Origin of the sequence: Corynebacterium uberis (assembly GCF_020616335.1) — a bacterium.
Lineage (GTDB): Bacteria > Actinomycetota > Actinomycetes > Mycobacteriales > Mycobacteriaceae > Corynebacterium > Corynebacterium uberis.
The window spans coordinates 917744-936289 of sequence record NZ_CP085051.1; the positions used below are offsets into that span (position 1 = coordinate 917744).

Below are 18546 nucleotides of genomic sequence, written 5' to 3' on the forward strand. Positions count from 1 at the left end.
TCAGTGAAGGAAAACAAGAGTCAGATCAATTTATCCCATGTCGGCGGAACGCTTGTGCGCGGCCCCAACCACAAAGGACGCGGCGACGAGGACCGCAAAGACAATGCTCACGGATGTCACCTGCCCCCGCGAAGAAGGATCAAACAACATGAGCAGCACAAACCCGCCCAACGCGATGATCGCCGCCCAGGGCAGCCACGGGTATCCGCCGAGGCGGACCGAGCCCAGCGCGCCGCTGGCGACCAGCCGGGGGTGCAGCCGCAGGTAGCTGGCGGCCACCACAATCCAGATGAGGATGAGAATCCCGCCGACCGAGTTGAGCAGGAAGTCCAACAGCCCGGTGGGGTTCCACCACTGCAGGCCCACAGAAGCGAACGCGCAGATCATGGACAGCACCACGGCGTTGATGGGGACCTCGTGGCGCGTCAGCCGGGCAAACAACCGCGGCGCGTCATGCTCGCACGCAAGGGAGTACACCATACGGGACGACGCGTAGATCTGGGCGTTGAATGCAGACAGCAGGCTCGCCACGATGACCACCTCCATCACGCCCACCACGCCCGGGATGCCGGCCATGTCGAGCACCTGGGTGAAAGGCGATTCGGCGGCGGAGGTTGCCCCGCGGATCTGGCTGAAGGGCAGCAGGAACGTAATCACCAGGACGGTGCCCACATAGAACAGGCCGATGCGCCACATCACCGAGTTGGTTGCCCGCCGAATGGAGGTCTGGGGATCTTCTGATTCCGCCGCGGCGATGGTCACGATTTCAATGCCGCCAAAAGCAAAGGCCACCGCCAACAGGCCGGCCGCCACCCCCGGCCAGCCCTGGGGCATGAAGCCATCGCCGAGGAAGTGCGTGGTGCCCACGAAGGAGTGGCCCGGCAGCCATCCGAAAATCTGGGCGACGCCCAACACCAAAAAGATGATGATCACGGCGACTTTGATGAAGGAAAACCAGAACTCGAACTCGCCGAAGCCGCGCACGCGCGCGAAATTGACCACGGCGAAAAACACCACGCAGATCAGCGCCGGGATCCACGGGTCCACACCAAACCAGGCGCCCATGATGGCCGCCGCGCCGGTCATCTCCGCGCCCAGAACCAGCACCATGTTCAGCCAGAAGAGCCAGCCGATGGAAAACCCTGCCCAGTGGCCAAATGCCAGGCGGGCGTAGGCGGCAAAAGACCCAGTGGCTGGGTGGGCGGCGCCCATTTCCCCGAGCATACGCATGACCACCATGACCACCGCGCCAGCCATGGCATAGGCCAGGATCACCGCCGGGCCTGCGGCGCGGATACCCACGCCGGTGCCCAAAAACAGCCCGGCGCCGATAGCCGAGCCCAGGCCCATCATGGTCAAGTGGCGAGTTTTTAATCCATTGCTCAGCGCAGTGGTAGTAGACATCAACGTCCCGCTTTCACGAGTGTGGTGGAAGGTGGAGCTTTAGGCCGCGCGGCGGCGGCGTCGGAAAGCAAACGAGGCAGCGGCGGCGAGCAGGATGACCGCGCAGACCACCGTCACAGCGAGCACCTGGGTGCGCGCAACGGGGTCGGCGAGCATGAGGCACACGATGGCCCCCACGGCCGCGGCCGTGGCCCACGCCGCCCAGGGATAGCCCCACATGCGCACGCTGGTGATCTCGCCGCGGCGCTCCAGGATCGGGTGAATCCGCAGGTAGGAAGCGATGACCGTGACCCAGATGACCACCAAGCATCCGCCGATGGAGCTGAGCAGGAAGTCCAGCAAGCCCGGCGGATTCCACCATTGCAGGCCCACCGAGCCGAAGGCAAAAATCACGGAGAGCACCACCGCGGGGATGGGCACCTGGGCAACGGAGACCTGGCGGAAGATGGCGGGGGCATCGCCGCGTTCGGCAAGCGAGTAGCACAGCCGCGACGACCCGTACAGCTGCGCATTAAACGCGCTGAGCAGGGCCAAGACAATGACAACCTCCATGATTCCCACCACGCCGGGAATGCCCGCCATGTCCAACACCATGGTGAAAGGAGACTCCGCCGCAGTCTGGGCGCCCTTAATCTCCTGCAAGGGCAGCAGGAAACTAATCACCAGCACCGACCCGATGTAGAACAGCCCGATGCGCCAGATGATCGAATTGACCGCAGTGTGCACGGAGCGCTGCGGATCCTCCGATTCTGCCGCCGCAATGGTCACCAGCTCGATGCCGCCGAAGGCAAAGGCCACCGCCAGCAGGCCTGCGGCCACGCCAGACACGCCGGAGGGCATGAAGCCTTCCGCCGTGATGTTGTGGGTGCCCACGAAGGAGTGGCCCGGCAGCCAACCGAAGATCAGGGCCACGCCGATGATGAGGAAGGCGATGATCACGGCAACCTTGACAAAGGCGAACCAGAACTCAAACTCGCCGAAGCCGCGGACGCTGGCCAGGTTGACGGCGGCCAACACGGCCACCGCAATCAGCGCGGGCACCCAGGCCGGGATGCCAAACCAGGCGCCCATGATGGCCGCGGCGCCGGTCATCTCCGCGCCCATGATCATGATCATCATGAACCAGTACAGCCAGCCGACGGAAAAGCCCGCCCAGGGCCCAAAGGCCTGCTCGGCGTAGGAGGAGAAGGTCCCCGCGGAGGGGCGGGCGGCAACCATCTCGCCGAGCATCCGCATGATCAGGACGGTGATGACGCCGGTGACGGCGTAGGCGATGATGACGGCGGGTCCGGCGGCGCGGATGCCCACCCCGGTGCCCAGGAAAAGCCCGGCGCCGATGGCAGAACCCAATCCCATCATGGTCAGGTGCCGGGTGCGCAGCCCGCGGCCCAGTGCTGCGCCGGTGCCGGCGTCTACGGTGGTGTTGTCTGGCATAGGTGAAACTGTAGCGTGAACGAATCCGCACCGGTGCACGAAGTGGCCTGTGTGGTCTACTTTTGCTCCTTGCGATCCTGCGCGGGGGAGGGCTGCTGCTTTTCCGCCTGGGAGTGCAGCCCCTCAAGGTAGAGTGCGACGAGCCACTGGGGCTGGCGCGGGGCAAGCTGGTGGGTGATGTCGGGTAAGGGCCGGGCGATGGAGACAAGCCCTAGGTGAAAGCGCAGCGGGTCCAGCCCGGCGGGAACTAAAGCGTTGGCTTCGGCGCGGGCTAGGAGGTCTGCATAGGCGGTGTGCACGTTGGACACGATGGTGTCGGTGAGGTGGCGGGCAAGCTCTTCGTGGCCGTGTTCGAGGAGATAGGGGGTGAAAATGGAGATCAGGGGGACGAGCTGGGAGGTCACTAGATCGCTAATGGTGTCGTGCCATGCCGTGGCGGGGTTGGCATCCCACTGGGCGTCATGGCGCTGTAGTGCCTGGTAGAAGGCGTCAAGCACGCGTTCTGACATGCCGCTAAAGAGGCTGAGTCGGTCCGGGAAGTGCCGCTGCACAGTGGCTATGCCCACATGGGCGTGGCGGGCGATAGCGCGAAAGGAGACCTCCGGTCCGCGTTGCGCAAATAGCTCCTCGGCGGCATCGAGGATGGCTTCGCGGTTGGCTTGGGCGTCGGCGCGCATGAGGGTCCTTGGGTTCTTGGGTTTCTTGGGTTTTCGGGGCTGAGGTGGGGGAGTCGGTGTTCTTTTTTAAGGGTATTGCACAGAGAGAACCGGCACACTATGATCCGTTTGCGTAAGTGGATCACGGTGTTCCGTTTGAATCGTCGTGGCCATCCTACCTCTGACCCATGACTTTCCGTCCAGCTCAGAAAGGCCCCCTCATGACACACCACCCCGAGCACGCCTCCCCATATGGGGATCTACCTGACACCGATGACAACCTTCAGCTCAACCCGGCAGCCCTGGGTGAGCACCGGGAAGCGCAGGAAGCGCAGAAGGCGCAGGAAGCGCAGGAGTCGAAGCCCCGGAACGCCTGGGCGATTGTTACCGCCCTGGTCGTCGGTCTGCCGGTGGTCATCGCCGCCATGCTCTTTTCCTTCCTTGCCCCCATGAATGCCTCGGGGCCGCATCACCTGCCTGTAGAGATCGCGGCGCCGGCGCAGGTCGTCGATAAGCTCGATGCCGCGCTCCAGCACCAGCAGCCGGACGCCCTCGATCTGCGCCACGCCGCAAGCCCCGACGCCGCCCGCGAGGCCGTAGCCCAACGCGAGGCGGTCGGCGCCCTGGTGGTTGACCCCCAGGCCAATCAGGTCACCGTCTACACTGCCGCCGCCAACGGCGCGCCTTACGGCCAGCTGCTCACCGGCGTGGCAGAAAGCTTCCGGGTCCAAGGAATGGACGTGACCTCCACCGACGTGGCCCCGCTGACGGAGAAGGATCCCTCCGGCACCGGCCTGAGCGCGCTTGGTTTGCCCCTTGCTTTCGGCGGGATGGTCTCGGGCGCATTGATTACCCTGCTGCTGCGCCGGCGCGCCGTGTGGGAGAAACTGTGCGGCGTCATCGGAGTGAGCCTGGTCGGCGGTTTCATCGTCTCCGCGATCCTGACCTGGGGTTACGGGACCCTTGATGCGAACGTGTGGGCCACCACCGCCACCATCGCGGCAGGTATCGCCGCGACGTCCTTTGTGGCCACCGGGCTCGGATCGTGGCTTGGCCTGGGCGGGGTGGGTATCGCCGCGATCCTGACCATCTTCGTGTCCAACCCGCTGTCCGGCCTGGCCACCGGATGGTGGTGGCTGCCGCAAGGTTGGGGCGCGCTGGGCCAGTGGATGCCCATCGGCGCGGCCGGGCACGCGCTGCGCTCGGTGGCCTTCTTCGACGGCGCGGGTGCCACGCAGCAGTGGTGGGCGCTGGCCTTGTGGATCCTGGTTGGTGCGGCGGTGCTGGTGTGGGGAGAAAGCCGCAAACCGGCGTCCCGCGTAGGCTAACGGGGCATGAACAGCCCGCGTCACGCCCGCCCCGAAGAGCCCTCCTCGCCCGCTGAGGCCAACCAGCAACCCCTGCCCCGGCTAGACCTGTGCGCAGACCCCGTCGCCCTGACCCAGGCCTTGGTGGACATTCCCAGCGAGTCACACAAGGAGGCCCGCATTGCCGATGCCATTGAGGCCGCGCTGCGCGCCCAGTTCGGCGACGCCGGGGCGCAGGCGGGCGCACCCGCACCCATTGAGATCCTGCGGGTGCGCAACAACGTGCTCGCCCGCACACATCGCGGTTTAGACCAGCGGGTGATCCTGGCCGGGCACATCGATACGGTGCCCATCGCCGATAACGTCCCCTCGCGGCTGGACCACGGCATTCTCCACGGCTGCGGGTCGGTGGATATGAAATCCGGCATGGCCGTCTACCTGCATGCTTTTGCCACGCTCGCCCGCAGCGCAGACTTGAGCCGCGACCTCACGCTGATCTGCTACGAGGCTGAAGAGGTCGCCTCCCAATACAACGGCCTGGCCTACATTCAGCGCGAGCTACCGGACTGGCTGCACGCGGACCTGGCCCTGCTGGGGGAGCCCACTGGCGGCGACATCGAGGCCGGCTGCCAGGGCTCCATCCGGCTGAGAATCACCGCCCGCGGCACCCGGGCGCATTCTGCGCGCGCCTGGCTGGGTGATAACGCCATCCACCGCCTGACCCCGGTGCTCAAGCGGGTGGCGGACTACCAGCCGCGCGATGCCGTCGACCTGGGCGGGTGCGTCTACCGGGAGGGACTCAACGTGGTCCACGTCGAAGGCGGGGTGGCCACCAACACCATCCCGGATGAGGCCTGGTGCTTTGTCAACTTCCGCTTCGCCCCGGATCGCTCCACCGACGAGGCGATGGCCCACCTGCTCGACGTGTTGGCCTTGGGCGATGATGATCAGCTGTCCTGGGAGCCTGATGACGTCTCCGCCGCCGCGCACCCCGGCCTGGGCAGCCCCGTCACCCAGGAGCTTATCGACGCCCTCGGGGGCACCGTGCGCGCCAAATACGGCTGGACCGACGTCGCCCGGTTCGCGGCCGCGGGAGTGCCCGCCCTGAACCTTGGCTGCGGCGACCCCGGGTACGCGCATAAGCGCGATGAGCAGTGCCCTGTCGAACACATCACGCGGGTAGCGCACGCTTTGAGCATCTACCTCACCGCGCGTACCCAGCAATCCTGAGCCCAAGGCGCTAGGTTGTCATCCGTGGCAGCAGAGAAAAACCCAACCCCAGACAAACAGCGCATGTTGCGCGGACCCCTGCTCGTGCGTGCAGAAGGCGCCGAGCAGGAATCCACCTATGATCAGCGCCTCCTGGAGCTGCGGGCCGACCATGACTGGATGCACGCGGACCCGTGGCGCATCCTGCGCATCCAATCGGAGTTCGTCGCCGGCTTTGATGCCCTGGCGGACCTGCCGCGGGCGGTCAGCGTCTTCGGCTCCGCCCGCATCCCCCGCGACCACCCCTACTACGCGCTGGGGGTGGAGGTCGGCCGCCAGCTCGCCCGGGCGGACTATGCCGTCATCACCGGCGGGGGACCAGGCCTGATGGAGGCCCCCAACCGTGGCGCCAGCGAGGTCGGCGGATTGTCCGTAGGCCTGGGCATCGAGTTGCCCCACGAGCAACACCTCAACGCCTACGTCGACCTGGGGCTCAACTTCCGGTACTTCTTTGTCCGCAAGACCATGTTCCTGAAGTACTCCCAGGGCTTCGTGTGCTTGCCGGGCGGCTTTGGCACCCTGGATGAGCTTTTCGAGGTGCTGTGCATGGTGCAGACCGGCAAGGTCACCCACTATCCGATCGTGCTCATTGGCACCGAGTTCTGGTCGGGGCTCATCGAGTGGATTCGCGAGCGCCTGGTCAGCGAAAAGCTCATCAACGCCGATGACCTCGACCACCTCATGGTCACCGATTCCCCGCAGGAGGCCGTCGACCACATCAGGCGGGCGCATGCGGCACGGCGCTAACGCGGTCGCGGGCAGCGGTGGGCCTACCAGGTAGGTTAGGGCCCATGCCTGCTCCGCTTGCTGCCGTCATGGCGATTATCAACCGCACCCCCGACTCTTTCTATGACCAGGGCGCCACCCACGCCTGGGATGCGGCCCTTGAGCGAGTCGACCAGGTCATCGCGCAGGGTGCGGACATCGTCGATGTGGGGGGAGTCAAGGCCGGTCCGGGCCAGGAGGTCAGCGCCGCCGAGGAAGCCGCCCGAGTGGTGGACTTCATCGCCGCCGTCCATGAGCGCCACCCGGAGGTGGTTATCTCAGTAGACACGTGGCGCGCTGGCGTCGCGGAGGCCGCCATTGCCGCCGGGGCCGGGTTGATTAACGATACCTGGGCGGGGGCCGACCCGGAGCTCGTCGAGGTAGCCGGCCAGCATCGGGTCGGCTACGTGTGCTCGCACACCGGCGGCGCGGTACCGCGGACGCGCCCGCACCGCGTCCACTACGACGACGTGGTGGCAGACGTCATCGCCACCACCGACGCGTTGGCGCGCCGGGCCGCTGAGTGCGGGGTTCCGCCGGAGCGCATCTACATTGACCCCACCCATGATTTTGGTAAAAACACGTTCCACGGCCTTGAGCTGCTGCGCCGTGTCGACGAGTTGGTGGCCACCGGGTGGCCGGTGCTCATGGCCCTGTCCAACAAGGATTTTGTGGGGGAGACTGTGGCCCGCCCGGTGCGGGAGCGACTGGCGGGCACCCTGGCGGCCACGGCGTGGGCGGCGGCGCGCGGGGTGGCGGCCTTCCGCGTACACGAGGTAGCCCAGACCGTCGATGTGCTGCAGATGACGGCGGCCATTCAGGGCCAGGTGGCGCCGCTGGCCACGATCCGAGGATTGGCATGATGCGCCACGTCAGCGTGGTCATCCCCGCGCTCAATGAGCAGGACACGGTAGCCGGGGTGGTGGCGGCCGCGCTCGCCGACCATCCGGGCGAGGTGCTGGTCATCGATTCTGATTCGCAGGATGCCACCGCCAGTCGTGCCGAGCGCGCCGGGGCGCGGGTAGTCCATTGGACCCGGGACGTGTTGCCGCAGGTTGCCCCGTGGTCGGGCAAGGGGGAGGCCCTGTGGCGCGGCGTGGCCGCAGCGAGCGGCGAGGTGGTGGTCTTCATGGATGCGGACCTGAAGGACCCGCGACCGGGGATGGTGGCGGCCCTGGCCGCACCGTTTGCGGACCCCCGCGTGGCTATGGTGCGGGCCCGATACCAGCGCCGCCTCAACGGGGTCGTGGGGGAGGGCGGCCGGGTTACCGAACTGACGGCGCGCCCCCTGCTCAGCGCGCTGTTTCCCGAGCTCGCACACATTGGCCAACCGCTGGGCGGCGAATACGCGCTGTGCACCCGCGTTGCCCGTGAGCTGCCCTTCATCGCGGGCTATGGGGTTGAGGCTGGATTGCTTATCGACGTCGCCCGGGCCTACTCGCCGGCAGCCATCGCCGAGGTGGACTTGGGGGTGCGGGCCCACCGGAACCGCCCGCTGGCCCAGTTGCGGGGGACCGCCGACGACGTGGCGCGTGCATTATTGCAGCGTGCAGGGGTTGCAGGCGTGCAAGTACGGGAACGCCCGCCATTGTCACGTATGATCAACTGCGATTAAACGCCCCTGCCCTGTTACTGACTTTTAAGGAAGCGAGCTTCTCCGAGACTATGTTTGCGCTCTGGATCCTGCTCATCGTCGTTTTGCTCCTCCTCATTGTGCTGGGCACGTGGTTGTGGGGAACTATTTTTGGCCGTGGAGAGGTCACCGAACCCCTGGAGGCGCCGGAGAAGGTGCGGGAGCAGAATGCGCAGGCGGTGGCCGAAGGGCGGGTGGATGACCTGCGCTTCGCGGTGGTCGTGCGCGGGTACCGCCAGGATCAAGTGGACCCCGTTATTGCGCAACTTGCGGAGCGAATCGCAGTTTTGGAATCCCGACTTAAGGGAAACGACTAAGCTGGATTGGGTATCCCCATAGAGCAGTTCAAGTAAGGAGCCTGACTTTTTATGGCAGCGATGAAGCCCCGCACTGGTAGCGGAGACATGGAAGCGGTCCTGGAAAACCGAAAGATCGTCATGCGCATCCCCTCCGATGGAGGCGGCCGCTTGGTCATTGAGATGAGTAAGGAGGAGGCCGCCGAGCTGGGCGGCCTGCTCACCGAGGCGGCCCAGTAGGAGCACGCAGACCCCCATGCTCGCAGACGTCATCGATGTGCTCGCCGATCCCGTTGACGGGACCCCGCTGGCCGGGGCGGATAATTTTAGCCGCCTCGTGTCTACCTCGGGCCACAGTTACGATGTGGCCCGACAAGGCTATGTCACCTTAACCGGGGGCGCGGGCCTGCGCCATAAGGGCGATGATGGTGAGATGATCGCCCACCGGGAGACCTTCCTGTCGAGCGGTCATTTTGCGCCCTTTGTGGAGGCGGTGACCGAGTCCGTCCACGACGCCCTCGATGAGGCCGCCGTGCCGGATGATGCGTCCCCGGTGATCTGCGAGGTCGGTGCCGGCACGGGCTACTACCTGTCCCACACGTTGGACTCTGTGCTCGGTGCGCGCGGTGTGGGATTAGACGTGTCCGTCGCCGCCGCCCGTCACCTGGCCAAGTGCCATCCGCGGGTGGGCGCGGTGGTAGCTGATGCGTGGTCGCGCTTGCCGCTGCGCGATGAGTCCATTGACGCTATTACCGTCATTTTTGCCCCGCGTAACGCCGCCGAATTTGCCCGGGTGCTCAAGCCGGGCGGCCAGGTCATCGTCCTGACCGCGGACACCGGTCACCTGGCGGAGCTGCGCGCGCCGCTGGGAATTATTGATGTGGAAAAGGGCAAGGTGGATCGCCTTATTGAGCAGGCTCGCGGCCACCTGGTCCCGGTGGGGGAGCCGGAACACATCACCTTTGCCATGGATCTTGATCAGGCGGCCATCGCCGCCCAGATTGGGATGAGCCCCTCGGCGCGCCACATTGACCCGGAGGTTCTTGCCGGGCGCATTGCCGAGTTGCCCAGCACCATGAAGGTCACCGCGCACGCCAACATCACCCGGTTGGCGCGCGCCGACGCCTAAGGCCCGGCTAGCCGGCCAGTCCGCCGTTCCAGCGTTCGAAGCTGTTGATCAGCTCGGCGCCACCGGTGGCCGTGACGTCGAAGCCGTGGCAGCCGCCATCAACGTAGACGCGGCTGGCCATGGCCACCAGGCCGCCGTCGGCGAAGACTTCCAGCGTGGAACCGTCGGCGATGATGGTCAGTGAATCGGAGTCCCCGTCGGCCAGGGGAGCGCGGGCGGGGGCGTCGCCGCGGTGGTGGGGGTTCATGGAGCGGTCGATGGTCAGCTCGTCGCCGGTGTGGCAGATGGTGGCGGCGGTGGCCCCGGAGGCGTCGAGAAGCTTCACCAGAACCTGACCGCCCTGGGGGATATCGCACAATCCGGTCCATAGATGCGCGCGCTGGGTGCGGCCGACATGATCCGGCAGCTTGGAGGTGGGCGTCTGGTAGAGCACCCCGTCTTGCAGGGTGGTCACCCGCGGCAGGGAGACCGCGTTGGCCCATTCTTCCGTGTCAAGGCTCGGGTGCGTGGTGGGGTCATCAAGCCGCCCGATGCCGTTGAGCAAGCCCATGATCGCGGCCCGGTCATAGCGCTGCTCCTCGGGGATGGTCCCCGGGGTAAACGTGGTGTTGCGGGGGCGGGTGAAGTCATGGCCGTAGTCGATGCGGGTGAAGGGGCTGACCACCGTAAACGTGGGTCCTTCGAGGTGGCCGACCACGTATCCGGAGATGTCCACGCCGTTGCGCTCGACGGTGATGAGCAGGATGTCTCTGATGTGCCCGGTGACCTCGTCGCGCAGCCGGGTAATCCGCGGCGAGACAATGGAGGCCTGGGGCTCGAGTCCGGTGTCTCCTTCGAAGCGCAGCGGGCCGTGCAGCTGCCATTCTTTGCCGTCGTCGGAGTGCAGCATCGCTAGGTCGGGGCTGTCTACGTCCCCGGTGACCGCGAGCATGAGCCAGCCCTCGTGGCCTTCGGAACGGTCATCATTGGCCACCCAGTCGGCCACCACGCAGGGGGAGCGGAAGTTGTATAGGCCGTCTGTGTCGCCGACGACTCTCCCCACCCGCTGCACGGCGGGGCACAGGGACAGCGGGTCATCGGAGATGTCGGAGCAGCACGCCTCGAGGTCGTCGATGCGGGCGAGGTGAATCTCCGTGCCCGTAGGGGTGACGGAGGTGAAATAGAGGTTGACCCCGCCGTCGATGGCCGCCACGGAGCCGGCGCGCACCCGCTCCTCGGCGCCCTGCGGCGCGAGCGCGTCATCGCACTGGTCCCAGCTGTAGGCGTCCCCTCGTGATATTTGGTGGCCCCACCGCGACGGTGACTGCGGGTCCGGCCGGTATTGATAAAACAGGTGCCAGGTTGAGGAATCGAGAAGGATCGCTGCGGGCGCCTCCAACACTCCAGTTTCGGCGGTCACGTGCAGCTCAGGGCGATAATAGGTGGCGGGTAGGGAGGGCATGAAGGTGCTCCTTTCGCGTCTTTAGCTTTTGATCTCGGTGTGGTGGATTTGTTCGTCGAGGTTCTCGGGGGCCAGCTCCGCGCGGGAAAAATCGCGCGTCAGCGGCAAGTGAAGCTGCAGGTCGGTGCCGGGGCACAGCTCGACCTGGCCCTCCTCCAAGGTGAAATCCAAGACGTGGCCGCCGCTGTGGCGGGCCTCATCGATGAAGTGCACGTGGCAGCCGGGGACCCCAATGCCCTTCTCATAGACCGGGGTGCGGAACCCCGCAATGGTTCCGGTGACGTCATGGAAGGTCAATTCCGCGTCGTCGCCGGTGGCCTCCGTCATCGGGCGGTAGGGCTTGGACTGCCTGGTCACGGTGCGCACAGTCACCGCGCTGAAGCGGCCGGTGATGCGCAGCGCATACATGTAGTTCTCGCTGGGCTGGAGGCCGTCGATGAACTCCCCAAGATCCTCCCGCGACATCTGCTGCGGGGGATGGGAGACGATGAGCGGAACAAAGTTGGTCATCACGGTGAAAGGAGAACGCTGCGTGAGCGCGGCGCGCTCGGCGGAGCCGTCGCCGCGGACCTGATAGCAGGTGCCGTCCAGGACGATCATTTCCCCGTCCAGGGCATCAAAGGTACCGATGCCAAAGTTGCCGTGGCCCAGCAGCTCTCCGACGGTCATTTCGCCGTCGTAGATCCCGTCGAGCAAGGCCGTCATCAAAGAGTTCTGGAAAATCGTGTGCCGCTGGACCGGCAGCGAAGTCTCAATCTCCATGCCGACCCAGGATAGTCAGCACCGCCGTTTAGTGCAGACGTGTCACCACAGCCATGCCCGCACCCAGGGCCAGGCGGCACACCGCCACCCCGTCGAGGTCGTCCAGGGCGTCTTGGCACCGGCGTGCTGCAACCGTAGAACGGTCGTCGCGTTCCGGATCGTCTAACTCCCCGCCGCTCAGGCAATCCGCCAGCAGGAGGCTGCCGCCCGGGGCCAGCAAAGGCAGGGCGGTATCTACGAGCGCGGCAAGCTCGAGCGGATCCACCTCCGCGTAGATGAGCTGATAGCTGCCCGGGGCCATGCGCCCGAGGACGTCGAGTGGCCGCGAGGTCAGGAAGCGGGCCCGCGATGTGGGCAGCCCGCGGCGTCGGAAAGCGTTCCGGGCGAGCTCTTGGTGCGCGGCCTCCGGATCGATGCACGTCAGCGTGCCCGCGGGCATCCCGTCGAGGAGATAATGGCCCACCACGGCCAGCGCGGGGGTAATAGCAATTGCCGACGCCCCCGTCACCCCCGCCGTCGCGGCCGCAGCCAACATCGTGAGCGTGGCACCGGTCATCGGATCCGGCACGCTAACGCCTAACTCCTGGGAATCCTGCCGGGCGGCGTCCAACTCCGCCACGTCCGCACGCGGGGACAACGAGGCAGAAGCAGCGGTAAGGGCGGAGGCAGACTGATCGGCGGCAGGGGCATCGGCCGCGACGCGCCGGGCCTCGACGTCACGCTGGCGGGCGTCAATGTAGTGTGCCAGGCCAGCGGCCTTGTCCTGGGGGCTATGTTCAGAGGATGTCACGGTCTCCGATGGTAGGCCACCGGCTGGCCAACGGCGGCCCATGACATCCCCATTGCGTTCCCGTGGGCTCCCTTTTGTTTCCCCAACCCTACGGGCGGGCAGCGTGCGGGGGAGCGGCACAGCTCACCGCCGCGCCGCTGCTGCGCCCGTTTGGGCCAGAATCTCAGCTATCGCGCAGCTCTTGCGGCGCAAACACCGTACATTCACAGAACGCTGTGCGCTGGGAAGCTGGTCATGGCAAGGAAGAGTTGGCAGAATAAGGCTCATGTCCACGCAGTATTCCTCCGACGGCACCGCCGGACCCGCCAGCCTCAGCGGCCGCAGCAGCTTAAGAAGCTCCGCAGGCCCCACCGGGGCCGCGGCGCCGGCACCCGCCCGGGATGTTCAGGACGGCCAGGATGCCCAGCAGGAGGCGGAACTGACCGGAACGGCAGCCTTCGACGCCGGCGTGGGTGATATGCCCAGCTGGGGCGAGCTGGTCGCCGAACACGCAGACAGCGTCTACCGGCTGGCCTACCGGCTGTCCGGCAATCAGCACGACGCGGAGGATCTGACACAAGAGACGTTCATGCGCGTGTTTCGCTCCCTGAAGCGCTATAAGGCAGGGACCTTCCGCGGGTGGCTGCACCGCATTACCACCAACCTCTTTTTGGATATGGTGCGCCACCGCAACAAGATCCGCATGGAGGCCCTCCCAGAAGACTATGAGCGGGTTCCGGGCACGGACATGACCCCGGAGCAGGCATATAGCGTCAACCACCTGGACCCGGTTCTCCAGGACGCCCTCGATTCCCTGAGCCCGGACTTCCGCGTGGTGGTGGTGCTCTGTGATGTGGTGGGGATGAGCTATGAGGAGATTGCAGATACGCTGGGGCTCAAGATGGGCACGGTGCGCTCCCGCATCCACCGTGGCCGCAGCCAGCTGCGCACCCGTCTGGAACAGGCCGCAGAGGCCAGTGAGGAAGCACGGCTGCTGCTTCCCGCGCACCGATAGCGCGATATCCTGGTTTCAGCGTTCCGCAATTTGAGTCCGGTATTGAACTTTGGGAGGTGACCCGCACCGTGTCCACGCACCCGACGCGCCCCACGCAACGCCGTGGCGCCCGCGAGATGCGTGTGGTCGCCGCCGCCCGTGCCCGCTTCGACTCCATCGATCACCTGGGCCCGGAGGCGGTGGCCGCCTTCGTTGATGGGGAGATGACCCCGCAGGCCGCGCACCGCGCCCGGATGCACCTGGCCCTGTGCGCGGAATGCCGCCGCGATGTGGCCCGCCAACAAGGTACCTCTGCGGCGCTGCGTAACTCCTGTCTGACCTCCCGGCTCCAAGCCTCCGCGGAGCTACTTGCCCGGCTGAATGCCATTGCGCAGGAAGGCTGCCCGCCCGGGCCGGGTGCCGGGCCCCAGACCAAGGCCGAGATGTTGGCGCAGCGGTGGGAGGATCTCATCCAATCCGTGCGCCCGCACCGGCCTGGGCGCTAGCGGCGTGCGGGCGCTGGCCTAAGGTAAAGAACTGTGTTTTCTAGTATCGGTTGGTCTGAGATCCTTGCGGTGGTGATCATCGGTCTCATCGTCATCGGCCCGGAGCGGCTACCCGGCGTGATCAAGGACGTGCAGGCGGCGATTTACGCGGCCCGCAAAGCTATTGCGAATGCGCGCGCCGAGCTTGACGGCGAGTTCGGGGACATCACCAAGGAATTCGATGAGCTGCGCGGGCCGCTGAGCCAGGTCGCGCGCCTCCAAAGGATGAGCCCCCGCTCAGCACTCACGCAGGTGCTTTTCGACGGCGACTCGACCGTGCTCGACGACCTTGACCCGCGAACTACTGCGCGCCCCAAGCCCGCACACAAGCCAACCGATACCGCCACCTCCGCCTCCGCGGCACCCCCGCAGCAACAGACCCCGCCGCGGCGCACCCCACCACCGGCCCCGCCTGCACCGGGCGGGTTCGACTGGAACGACATCATGTGAGGCCCGCACCCCGCGGGCGAGACGGCATTAGTGCCGGGTGACCCCCAGGCCGAGGGACTTGCCGGCCAATGATTCGCGCCGGTGTGCCAGGGTCTGGGCGATGGCCACAAACTCCTGCGCCGCGGGAGTATCCGGCTGCGCGATGACCACCGGGGTCCCCGTATCCCCGTGGATGCGCAGCTGGGGGTCAAGCGGAATCTGGCCCAGCACGTCTACCTGCGTGCCCGTCAGAGCAGTCAGGCGGGTGGCAACCTGCTGACCGCCACCGGATCCGAACACGTCCATGGTGGTGCCATCGGGAAGGACCATCGCGGACATGTTCTCAATGACTCCCGCGACCCGCTGGCGGGTCTGCTGGCTAATCGAGCCCGCCCGCTCCGCTACTTCTGCCGCAGCCACCTGAGGGGTGGTGACAATGAGCAATTCGGCGTTGGGCACCAGCTGCGCCACGGAAATGGCAACGTCACCGGTTCCCGGAGGTAGGTCCAGCAGCAGGATGTCCAGATCGCCCCAGAAGACGTCAGTGAGGAACTGCTGCAAGGCCCGGTGCAGCATGGGCCCACGCCACACCACCGGAGCGTTGCCCTCCACGAATTGGCCGATGGAGATGAACTTCACCCCATGGGCGATAGGAGGCAGGATCATGTCCTCCTCCATGACCGTCGGCTGCTGATCCGAGCCCATCAGGTGCGGCACGGAGTGGCCATAGATGTCCGCATCGACGATGCCCACCGACAGGCCGCGCTCGGCCAGCGCGCAGGCCAGGTTCACCGTGACGGAAGACTTGCCCACCCCGCCCTTGCCGGAGGCCACCGCAAACACCCGGGTGTGGGAGTTGGCCTGGGCAAAGGGGACCACTGGCTCTGAGTTGGCGCCGCGCAGCCGGGTGCGCAATTGGCGGCGCTGCTCATCGCTCATCACGTCGGTGGTCACGGTGACGGACTCCACGCCCGGTACTTCTGCCACGGCGGCCTGCGTGTTGGTTTGCAGGGTGTCGCGCATGGGACAGCCGGCGATGGTCAGGTAGATCTCCACGTCAACATGGGAGCCGTCAATCTCGACGGACTTGACCATGCCAAGCTCGGTGATGGGCCGGCCCAGTTCCGGGTCTTCAACCCGGGCGAGGGCGGCGCGGACGTCGGCGTGACTGAAAGTAGGCATCACTGCCCGACTCTAGCGCTCTGAGTCAGGGTGCCTCAATTTCGCTGATCCTCATCTTCACCGCGGAAGTGTTGCGTGGGTTCGGCAAGCTCCTCGCGCCGCTCCATGGCTTGCGCGGCGGCGTCGTCAAGCTTGGACTCGATGCGGGCGAGCACACCGAGCACATCCTCAAGCTCACCGCGCACGTAGTCGCGGGAGGCCATATCGCCGACCGCCAGCCGCACACCGGCGAGCTCGCGGGCAAGAAACTCCGTGTCCGCCTTCGTCTGCTCCGCCCGGCGGCGATCATTGCTCAAGGCGACCTTGTCCCGGTCCTCCTGCCGATTCTGCGCCAACAAAATCAGCGGAGCCGCATAGGCAGCCTGGGTGGAAAACGCCAGGTTAAGCAGGATGAACGGGTAGGGGTCCCAGTTCCACTTATAGCCGCCGATGTTCAGCGCAATCCACACGATGACCACCACCGTCTGCCACATGAGGTAGCGGCCCGTGCCAAAGAAGCGGGCGACCTTCTCCGCCATGGCACCGATGGCATCGTCGTTGACGGAAAACAGTTTGCGCTTCGACGCCGCGACCGGCGTATCCAGTGCGCTCTTCTCACGATCAGCCATAGGTCACCTCCGGACGCAGTCCCGTCTCGCGCCAGTCTTCGGGCAGCAGGTGGTCAAGCAGGTCATCGACGGCAACAGCGCCGAGCAGATGATTATCCGCATCGATGACCGGCCCGCACACCAGGTTATATGTAGCAAAGTAGCGTGCCGCGGTCTCCTGAGTGTCATTGGCGTACAGCGGCGGCAGGTCCGGATCCAGAATCCCGGAGATCAGCGTCGAGGGGGGCTCGCGGAGCAGCTTTTGTAAGTGCACGCAGCCCAGGTACCGGCCGGTGGGCGTCGCCGTTGGTGGGCGCACGACAAAGATGAGCGAGGCCAGGGAGGTCGGCAGCTCCGGGTCCCGGGCCAGCGCCAGCGCCTCGGCCACCGTGGTTTGGGGGCTCAGGATCAGCGGTTCTGGCGTCATCAGGGCACCCACGGTGTCCGGCGAGAAGCTCATCAAGCGGCGCACCGGGCCGGACTCCTCCGGGTCCATCAACTCCAGGAGCACCTCGGCCTTGTTGTCCGGCAGCTCCTGGAGGATGTCGGCCGCATCGTCCGGGTCCATCTCTTCGAGCACGTCGGCGGCGCGCTCAATGTCGAGGGTTTCTAGTAGCTCCGCCTGCCGCTCATCGGGCATCTCCTGGATGATGTCTGCCAGGCGGTCATCGTTGAGCTCATTGGCCAGCCGGTTGCGCTGCGAACTCGGCAGCTCATGAAGATAATTGGCCACGTCTGCCGGGTGCATGTCCTCAAAGGCCGCGATCGTCTCCGCCAACGTATCGGTCATGCCCACTCCGGCGGCGGTGATCCCGTGCACGTAATTCCACGGCACCGCATAGACCTCGCGGGAACGCCCGAAGCGGGCCTTATTGCCAAAGACGGCGACCTTGGAAATGACCCAATCCCGGGTCCGGGTGCGCTCCAACTCCACGTCCGTGATCTCCACGGCGCGGCTGTGCAGATCAATGAGGTCCGGATCATCCGTGTGTACCTTGGATCCCACCAGGTCGCTCATGATTGTCAGCTCGCCGGTGCGGGTGTGAAACGCCCGCATGGACACCGAGCCGGTAGCCAGGGTGATCTCGCCGGGCTCGATGCCAGCGATGCGCAGCATGGGGACAAAGATGCGGCGCTTGGTGGCCAGCTCCACAACCAGCCCCAGCGCCCGCGATGACTGCCCATAGGGGCGGATGGTCACCACCACGTCGCGGACCCGCCCGATGGCATCCATGTCCGGTCCGCGCACCACCATGCCCGCGAGTCTGCCTGCATACATTCGGGTAACCGCACTCATGGAAAGGCAGTCTAAACCCCGGGGAGGGAACTCTTCCAACGGCTGCGGCGTTTGATGTTTAAGTAAAAACAATAATTGGAAGGTGGCCCGCACGTGTCTTCACCCACGCCCCGTCAGAACGCCTCTTTTGCTCGCCAGGCAGCCATTGCGCGACAACGCCCAGCCGGCTGGCCGGTGGGCAGCTTTAGCACCTATGAGGAAGCCCAACGTGCCGTCGACGGCCTGTCTGATAAGGAGTTTCCCGTCGCAGCGTTGACCATCGTGGGCGTGGATCTCATGGAAGTTGAATCCGTCACCGGACGGTTGACCTGGGGGCGGGTGCTCGCCGGCGGAGCAGCCTCCGGCGCATGGACCGGCGTGTTCGTTGGCCTGTTGCTGGGCATCTTCATGAACACCTTCTTTGGCCCGCTGCTCGCCGGACTGGCCTTCGGCGCCGTCTTCGGGCTGGTCATGGCCGCCGTGCCCTACGCCATGACGCAGGGGCGCCGCGACTTTACCTCCGCCACCACCATCGTGGCAGGCCGCTACGACCTGCTGTGCGACCCGCAGCTTGCGCCCCAAGCCCGCGACTTTGTGGCCACGCTGACCGGCAATACCGCCCCCACGCAGCAGGATGATTCAGGCGCCCAGCACTAGCGGCTACCATT

The 18546-nt window shown here is 66.0% G+C and carries 21 protein-coding genes; 12 read left to right on the plus strand and 9 right to left on the minus strand.

What is annotated here, in order from left to right; genetic code table 11:
• Positions 1-30: 30 nt before the first annotated feature.
• From LH390_RS04255 to LH390_RS04265, 3 genes are read right to left on the minus strand one after another with little or no spacing between them, the layout of a single operon-like run.
• The gene (locus LH390_RS04255; protein WP_227282475.1) at positions 31-1404 is read right to left on the minus strand and encodes an amino acid permease; all 1374 of its coding nucleotides are present in this window, start codon (positions 1402-1404) and stop codon (positions 31-33) included.
• A 39-nt stretch (positions 1405-1443) separates the two neighbouring features.
• Positions 1444-2838, minus strand: a complete 1395-nt coding sequence (locus tag LH390_RS04260) for an amino acid permease (protein WP_227282474.1) — start codon at positions 2836-2838, stop codon at positions 1444-1446.
• A 56-nt stretch (positions 2839-2894) separates the two neighbouring features.
• Positions 2895-3515 carry a TetR/AcrR family transcriptional regulator gene (locus LH390_RS04265; RefSeq protein WP_227282473.1) on the minus strand — a complete coding sequence of 207 codons (621 nt, stop codon included), beginning with the start codon at positions 3513-3515 and terminating at the stop codon, positions 2895-2897.
• Between the two features lie 200 nt (positions 3516-3715).
• Between LH390_RS04265 and LH390_RS04270 the strand changes: the two genes are divergently transcribed.
• From LH390_RS04270 to LH390_RS04305, 8 genes are all read left to right on the plus strand, one after another.
• Positions 3716-4822, plus strand: coding sequence for a YhgE/Pip domain-containing protein (locus tag LH390_RS04270; protein ID WP_227282472.1), 1107 nt, complete (start codon positions 3716-3718; stop codon positions 4820-4822).
• A 6-nt stretch (positions 4823-4828) separates the two neighbouring features.
• Positions 4829-6031 (plus strand): succinyl-diaminopimelate desuccinylase, encoded by a 1203-nt coding sequence (gene dapE, locus LH390_RS04275; RefSeq protein ID WP_227282471.1) that lies wholly within the window; start codon positions 4829-4831, stop codon positions 6029-6031.
• 63 nt (positions 6032-6094) lie between these two features.
• Positions 6095-6817, plus strand: coding sequence for an LOG family protein (locus LH390_RS04280; protein WP_428845117.1), 723 nt, complete (start codon positions 6095-6097; stop codon positions 6815-6817).
• 44 nt (positions 6818-6861) lie between these two features.
• Positions 6862-7698: a dihydropteroate synthase gene (gene folP, locus LH390_RS04285; RefSeq protein ID WP_227282469.1), complete on the plus strand. Its 837-nt coding sequence runs from the start codon at positions 6862-6864 to the stop codon at positions 7696-7698.
• On the plus strand, positions 7695-8450 hold the full coding sequence (locus LH390_RS04290) for a glucosyl-3-phosphoglycerate synthase (RefSeq protein WP_227282468.1): 756 nt from the start codon (positions 7695-7697) through the stop codon (positions 8448-8450). The genes folP and LH390_RS04290 overlap by 4 nt, the downstream gene beginning before the upstream one ends.
• 50 nt (positions 8451-8500) lie before the next feature.
• Positions 8501-8785 (plus strand): cell division protein DivIVA, encoded by a 285-nt coding sequence (locus LH390_RS04295; RefSeq protein ID WP_227282467.1) that lies wholly within the window; start codon positions 8501-8503, stop codon positions 8783-8785.
• A 51-nt stretch (positions 8786-8836) separates the two neighbouring features.
• Positions 8837-9004, plus strand: a complete 168-nt coding sequence (locus LH390_RS04300; RefSeq protein WP_227282466.1) for a DUF3117 domain-containing protein — start codon at positions 8837-8839, stop codon at positions 9002-9004.
• Between the two features lie 16 nt (positions 9005-9020).
• Entirely contained in the window at positions 9021-9893 is an 873-nt protein-coding gene (locus LH390_RS04305) for a methyltransferase domain-containing protein (RefSeq protein WP_227282465.1), read from the plus strand.
• Between the two features lie 7 nt (positions 9894-9900).
• On the opposite strand, the gene LH390_RS04310 is transcribed toward LH390_RS04305, so the two are convergent.
• From LH390_RS04310 to LH390_RS04320, 3 genes are read right to left on the minus strand one after another with little or no spacing between them, the layout of a single operon-like run.
• Entirely contained in the window at positions 9901-11334 is a 1434-nt protein-coding gene (locus tag LH390_RS04310) for a GH32 C-terminal domain-containing protein (RefSeq protein WP_227282464.1), read from the minus strand.
• Positions 11335-11355: 21 nt separating this feature from the next.
• Positions 11356-12096 carry an acetolactate decarboxylase gene (gene budA / locus LH390_RS04315; protein ID WP_227282463.1) on the minus strand — a complete coding sequence of 247 codons (741 nt, stop codon included), beginning with the start codon at positions 12094-12096 and terminating at the stop codon, positions 11356-11358.
• Positions 12097-12124: 28 nt separating this feature from the next.
• Positions 12125-12886: an O-methyltransferase gene (locus LH390_RS04320; protein WP_227282462.1), complete on the minus strand. Its 762-nt coding sequence runs from the start codon at positions 12884-12886 to the stop codon at positions 12125-12127.
• Positions 12887-13151: 265 nt separating this feature from the next.
• Here LH390_RS04320 and sigE point away from each other — a divergent pair, with 265 nt between their 5' ends.
• From sigE to tatB, 3 genes are read left to right on the plus strand one after another with little or no spacing between them, the layout of a single operon-like run.
• Positions 13152-13880 (plus strand): RNA polymerase sigma factor SigE, encoded by a 729-nt coding sequence (gene sigE, locus LH390_RS04325; RefSeq protein ID WP_227282461.1) that lies wholly within the window; start codon positions 13152-13154, stop codon positions 13878-13880.
• 56 nt (positions 13881-13936) lie between these two features.
• On the plus strand, positions 13937-14365 hold the full coding sequence (locus LH390_RS04330) for a zf-HC2 domain-containing protein (RefSeq protein ID WP_227282460.1): 429 nt from the start codon (positions 13937-13939) through the stop codon (positions 14363-14365).
• A 33-nt stretch (positions 14366-14398) separates the two neighbouring features.
• Positions 14399-14854 carry a Sec-independent protein translocase protein TatB gene (gene tatB, locus LH390_RS04335; protein WP_227282459.1) on the plus strand — a complete coding sequence of 152 codons (456 nt, stop codon included), beginning with the start codon at positions 14399-14401 and terminating at the stop codon, positions 14852-14854.
• 27 nt (positions 14855-14881) lie between these two features.
• Here the strand turns inward: tatB and LH390_RS04340 are convergent, their stop codons facing one another.
• Genes LH390_RS04340 through LH390_RS04350 form a run of 3 tightly spaced genes read right to left on the minus strand, consistent with a single transcriptional unit; the run spans position 14882 to position 17899 of the window.
• Positions 14882-16015, minus strand: a complete 1134-nt coding sequence (locus LH390_RS04340; protein WP_227282458.1) for an Mrp/NBP35 family ATP-binding protein — start codon at positions 16013-16015, stop codon at positions 14882-14884.
• A 35-nt stretch (positions 16016-16050) separates the two neighbouring features.
• The gene (locus tag LH390_RS04345) at positions 16051-16623 is read right to left on the minus strand and encodes a DUF1003 domain-containing protein (RefSeq protein WP_227282457.1); all 573 of its coding nucleotides are present in this window, start codon (positions 16621-16623) and stop codon (positions 16051-16053) included.
• Positions 16616-17899 (minus strand): magnesium transporter MgtE N-terminal domain-containing protein, encoded by a 1284-nt coding sequence (locus tag LH390_RS04350; RefSeq protein WP_227282456.1) that lies wholly within the window; start codon positions 17897-17899, stop codon positions 16616-16618. Before LH390_RS04350 ends, LH390_RS04345 begins: the two co-directional genes overlap by 8 nt.
• A 93-nt stretch (positions 17900-17992) precedes the next feature.
• Between LH390_RS04350 and LH390_RS04355 the strand changes: the two genes are divergently transcribed.
• A complete protein-coding gene (locus tag LH390_RS04355) occupies positions 17993-18535 on the plus strand; it encodes a general stress protein (protein ID WP_227282455.1) in 543 nt (180 codons plus the stop codon).
• The last annotated feature ends 11 nt before the right edge of the window (positions 18536-18546 follow it).

Coding starts and splice junctions, on each gene's coding strand:
- LH390_RS04255 (WP_227282475.1), bottom strand. CDS start 1,404: ATGTCTACTACCACTGCGCTGAGCAATGGATTAAAAACTCGCCACTTG.
- LH390_RS04260 (WP_227282474.1), bottom strand. CDS start 2,838: ATGCCAGACAACACCACCGTAGACGCCGGCACCGGCGCAGCACTGGGC.
- LH390_RS04265 (WP_227282473.1), bottom strand. CDS start 3,515: ATGCGCGCCGACGCCCAAGCCAACCGCGAAGCCATCCTCGATGCCGCC.
- LH390_RS04270 (WP_227282472.1), top strand. CDS start 3,716: ATGACACACCACCCCGAGCACGCCTCCCCATATGGGGATCTACCTGAC.
- dapE (WP_227282471.1), top strand. CDS start 4,829: ATGAACAGCCCGCGTCACGCCCGCCCCGAAGAGCCCTCCTCGCCCGCT.
- LH390_RS04280 (WP_428845117.1), top strand. CDS start 6,095: ATGTTGCGCGGACCCCTGCTCGTGCGTGCAGAAGGCGCCGAGCAGGAA.
- folP (WP_227282469.1), top strand. CDS start 6,862: ATGCCTGCTCCGCTTGCTGCCGTCATGGCGATTATCAACCGCACCCCC.
- LH390_RS04290 (WP_227282468.1), top strand. CDS start 7,695: ATGATGCGCCACGTCAGCGTGGTCATCCCCGCGCTCAATGAGCAGGAC.
- LH390_RS04295 (WP_227282467.1), top strand. CDS start 8,501: ATGTTTGCGCTCTGGATCCTGCTCATCGTCGTTTTGCTCCTCCTCATT.
- LH390_RS04300 (WP_227282466.1), top strand. CDS start 8,837: ATGGCAGCGATGAAGCCCCGCACTGGTAGCGGAGACATGGAAGCGGTC.
- LH390_RS04305 (WP_227282465.1), top strand. CDS start 9,021: ATGCTCGCAGACGTCATCGATGTGCTCGCCGATCCCGTTGACGGGACC.
- LH390_RS04310 (WP_227282464.1), bottom strand. CDS start 11,334: ATGCCCTCCCTACCCGCCACCTATTATCGCCCTGAGCTGCACGTGACC.
- budA (WP_227282463.1), bottom strand. CDS start 12,096: ATGGAGATTGAGACTTCGCTGCCGGTCCAGCGGCACACGATTTTCCAG.
- sigE (WP_227282461.1), top strand. CDS start 13,152: ATGTCCACGCAGTATTCCTCCGACGGCACCGCCGGACCCGCCAGCCTC.
- LH390_RS04340 (WP_227282458.1), bottom strand. CDS start 16,015: ATGCCTACTTTCAGTCACGCCGACGTCCGCGCCGCCCTCGCCCGGGTT.
- LH390_RS04345 (WP_227282457.1), bottom strand. CDS start 16,623: ATGGCTGATCGTGAGAAGAGCGCACTGGATACGCCGGTCGCGGCGTCG.
- LH390_RS04350 (WP_227282456.1), bottom strand. CDS start 17,899: ATGAGTGCGGTTACCCGAATGTATGCAGGCAGACTCGCGGGCATGGTG.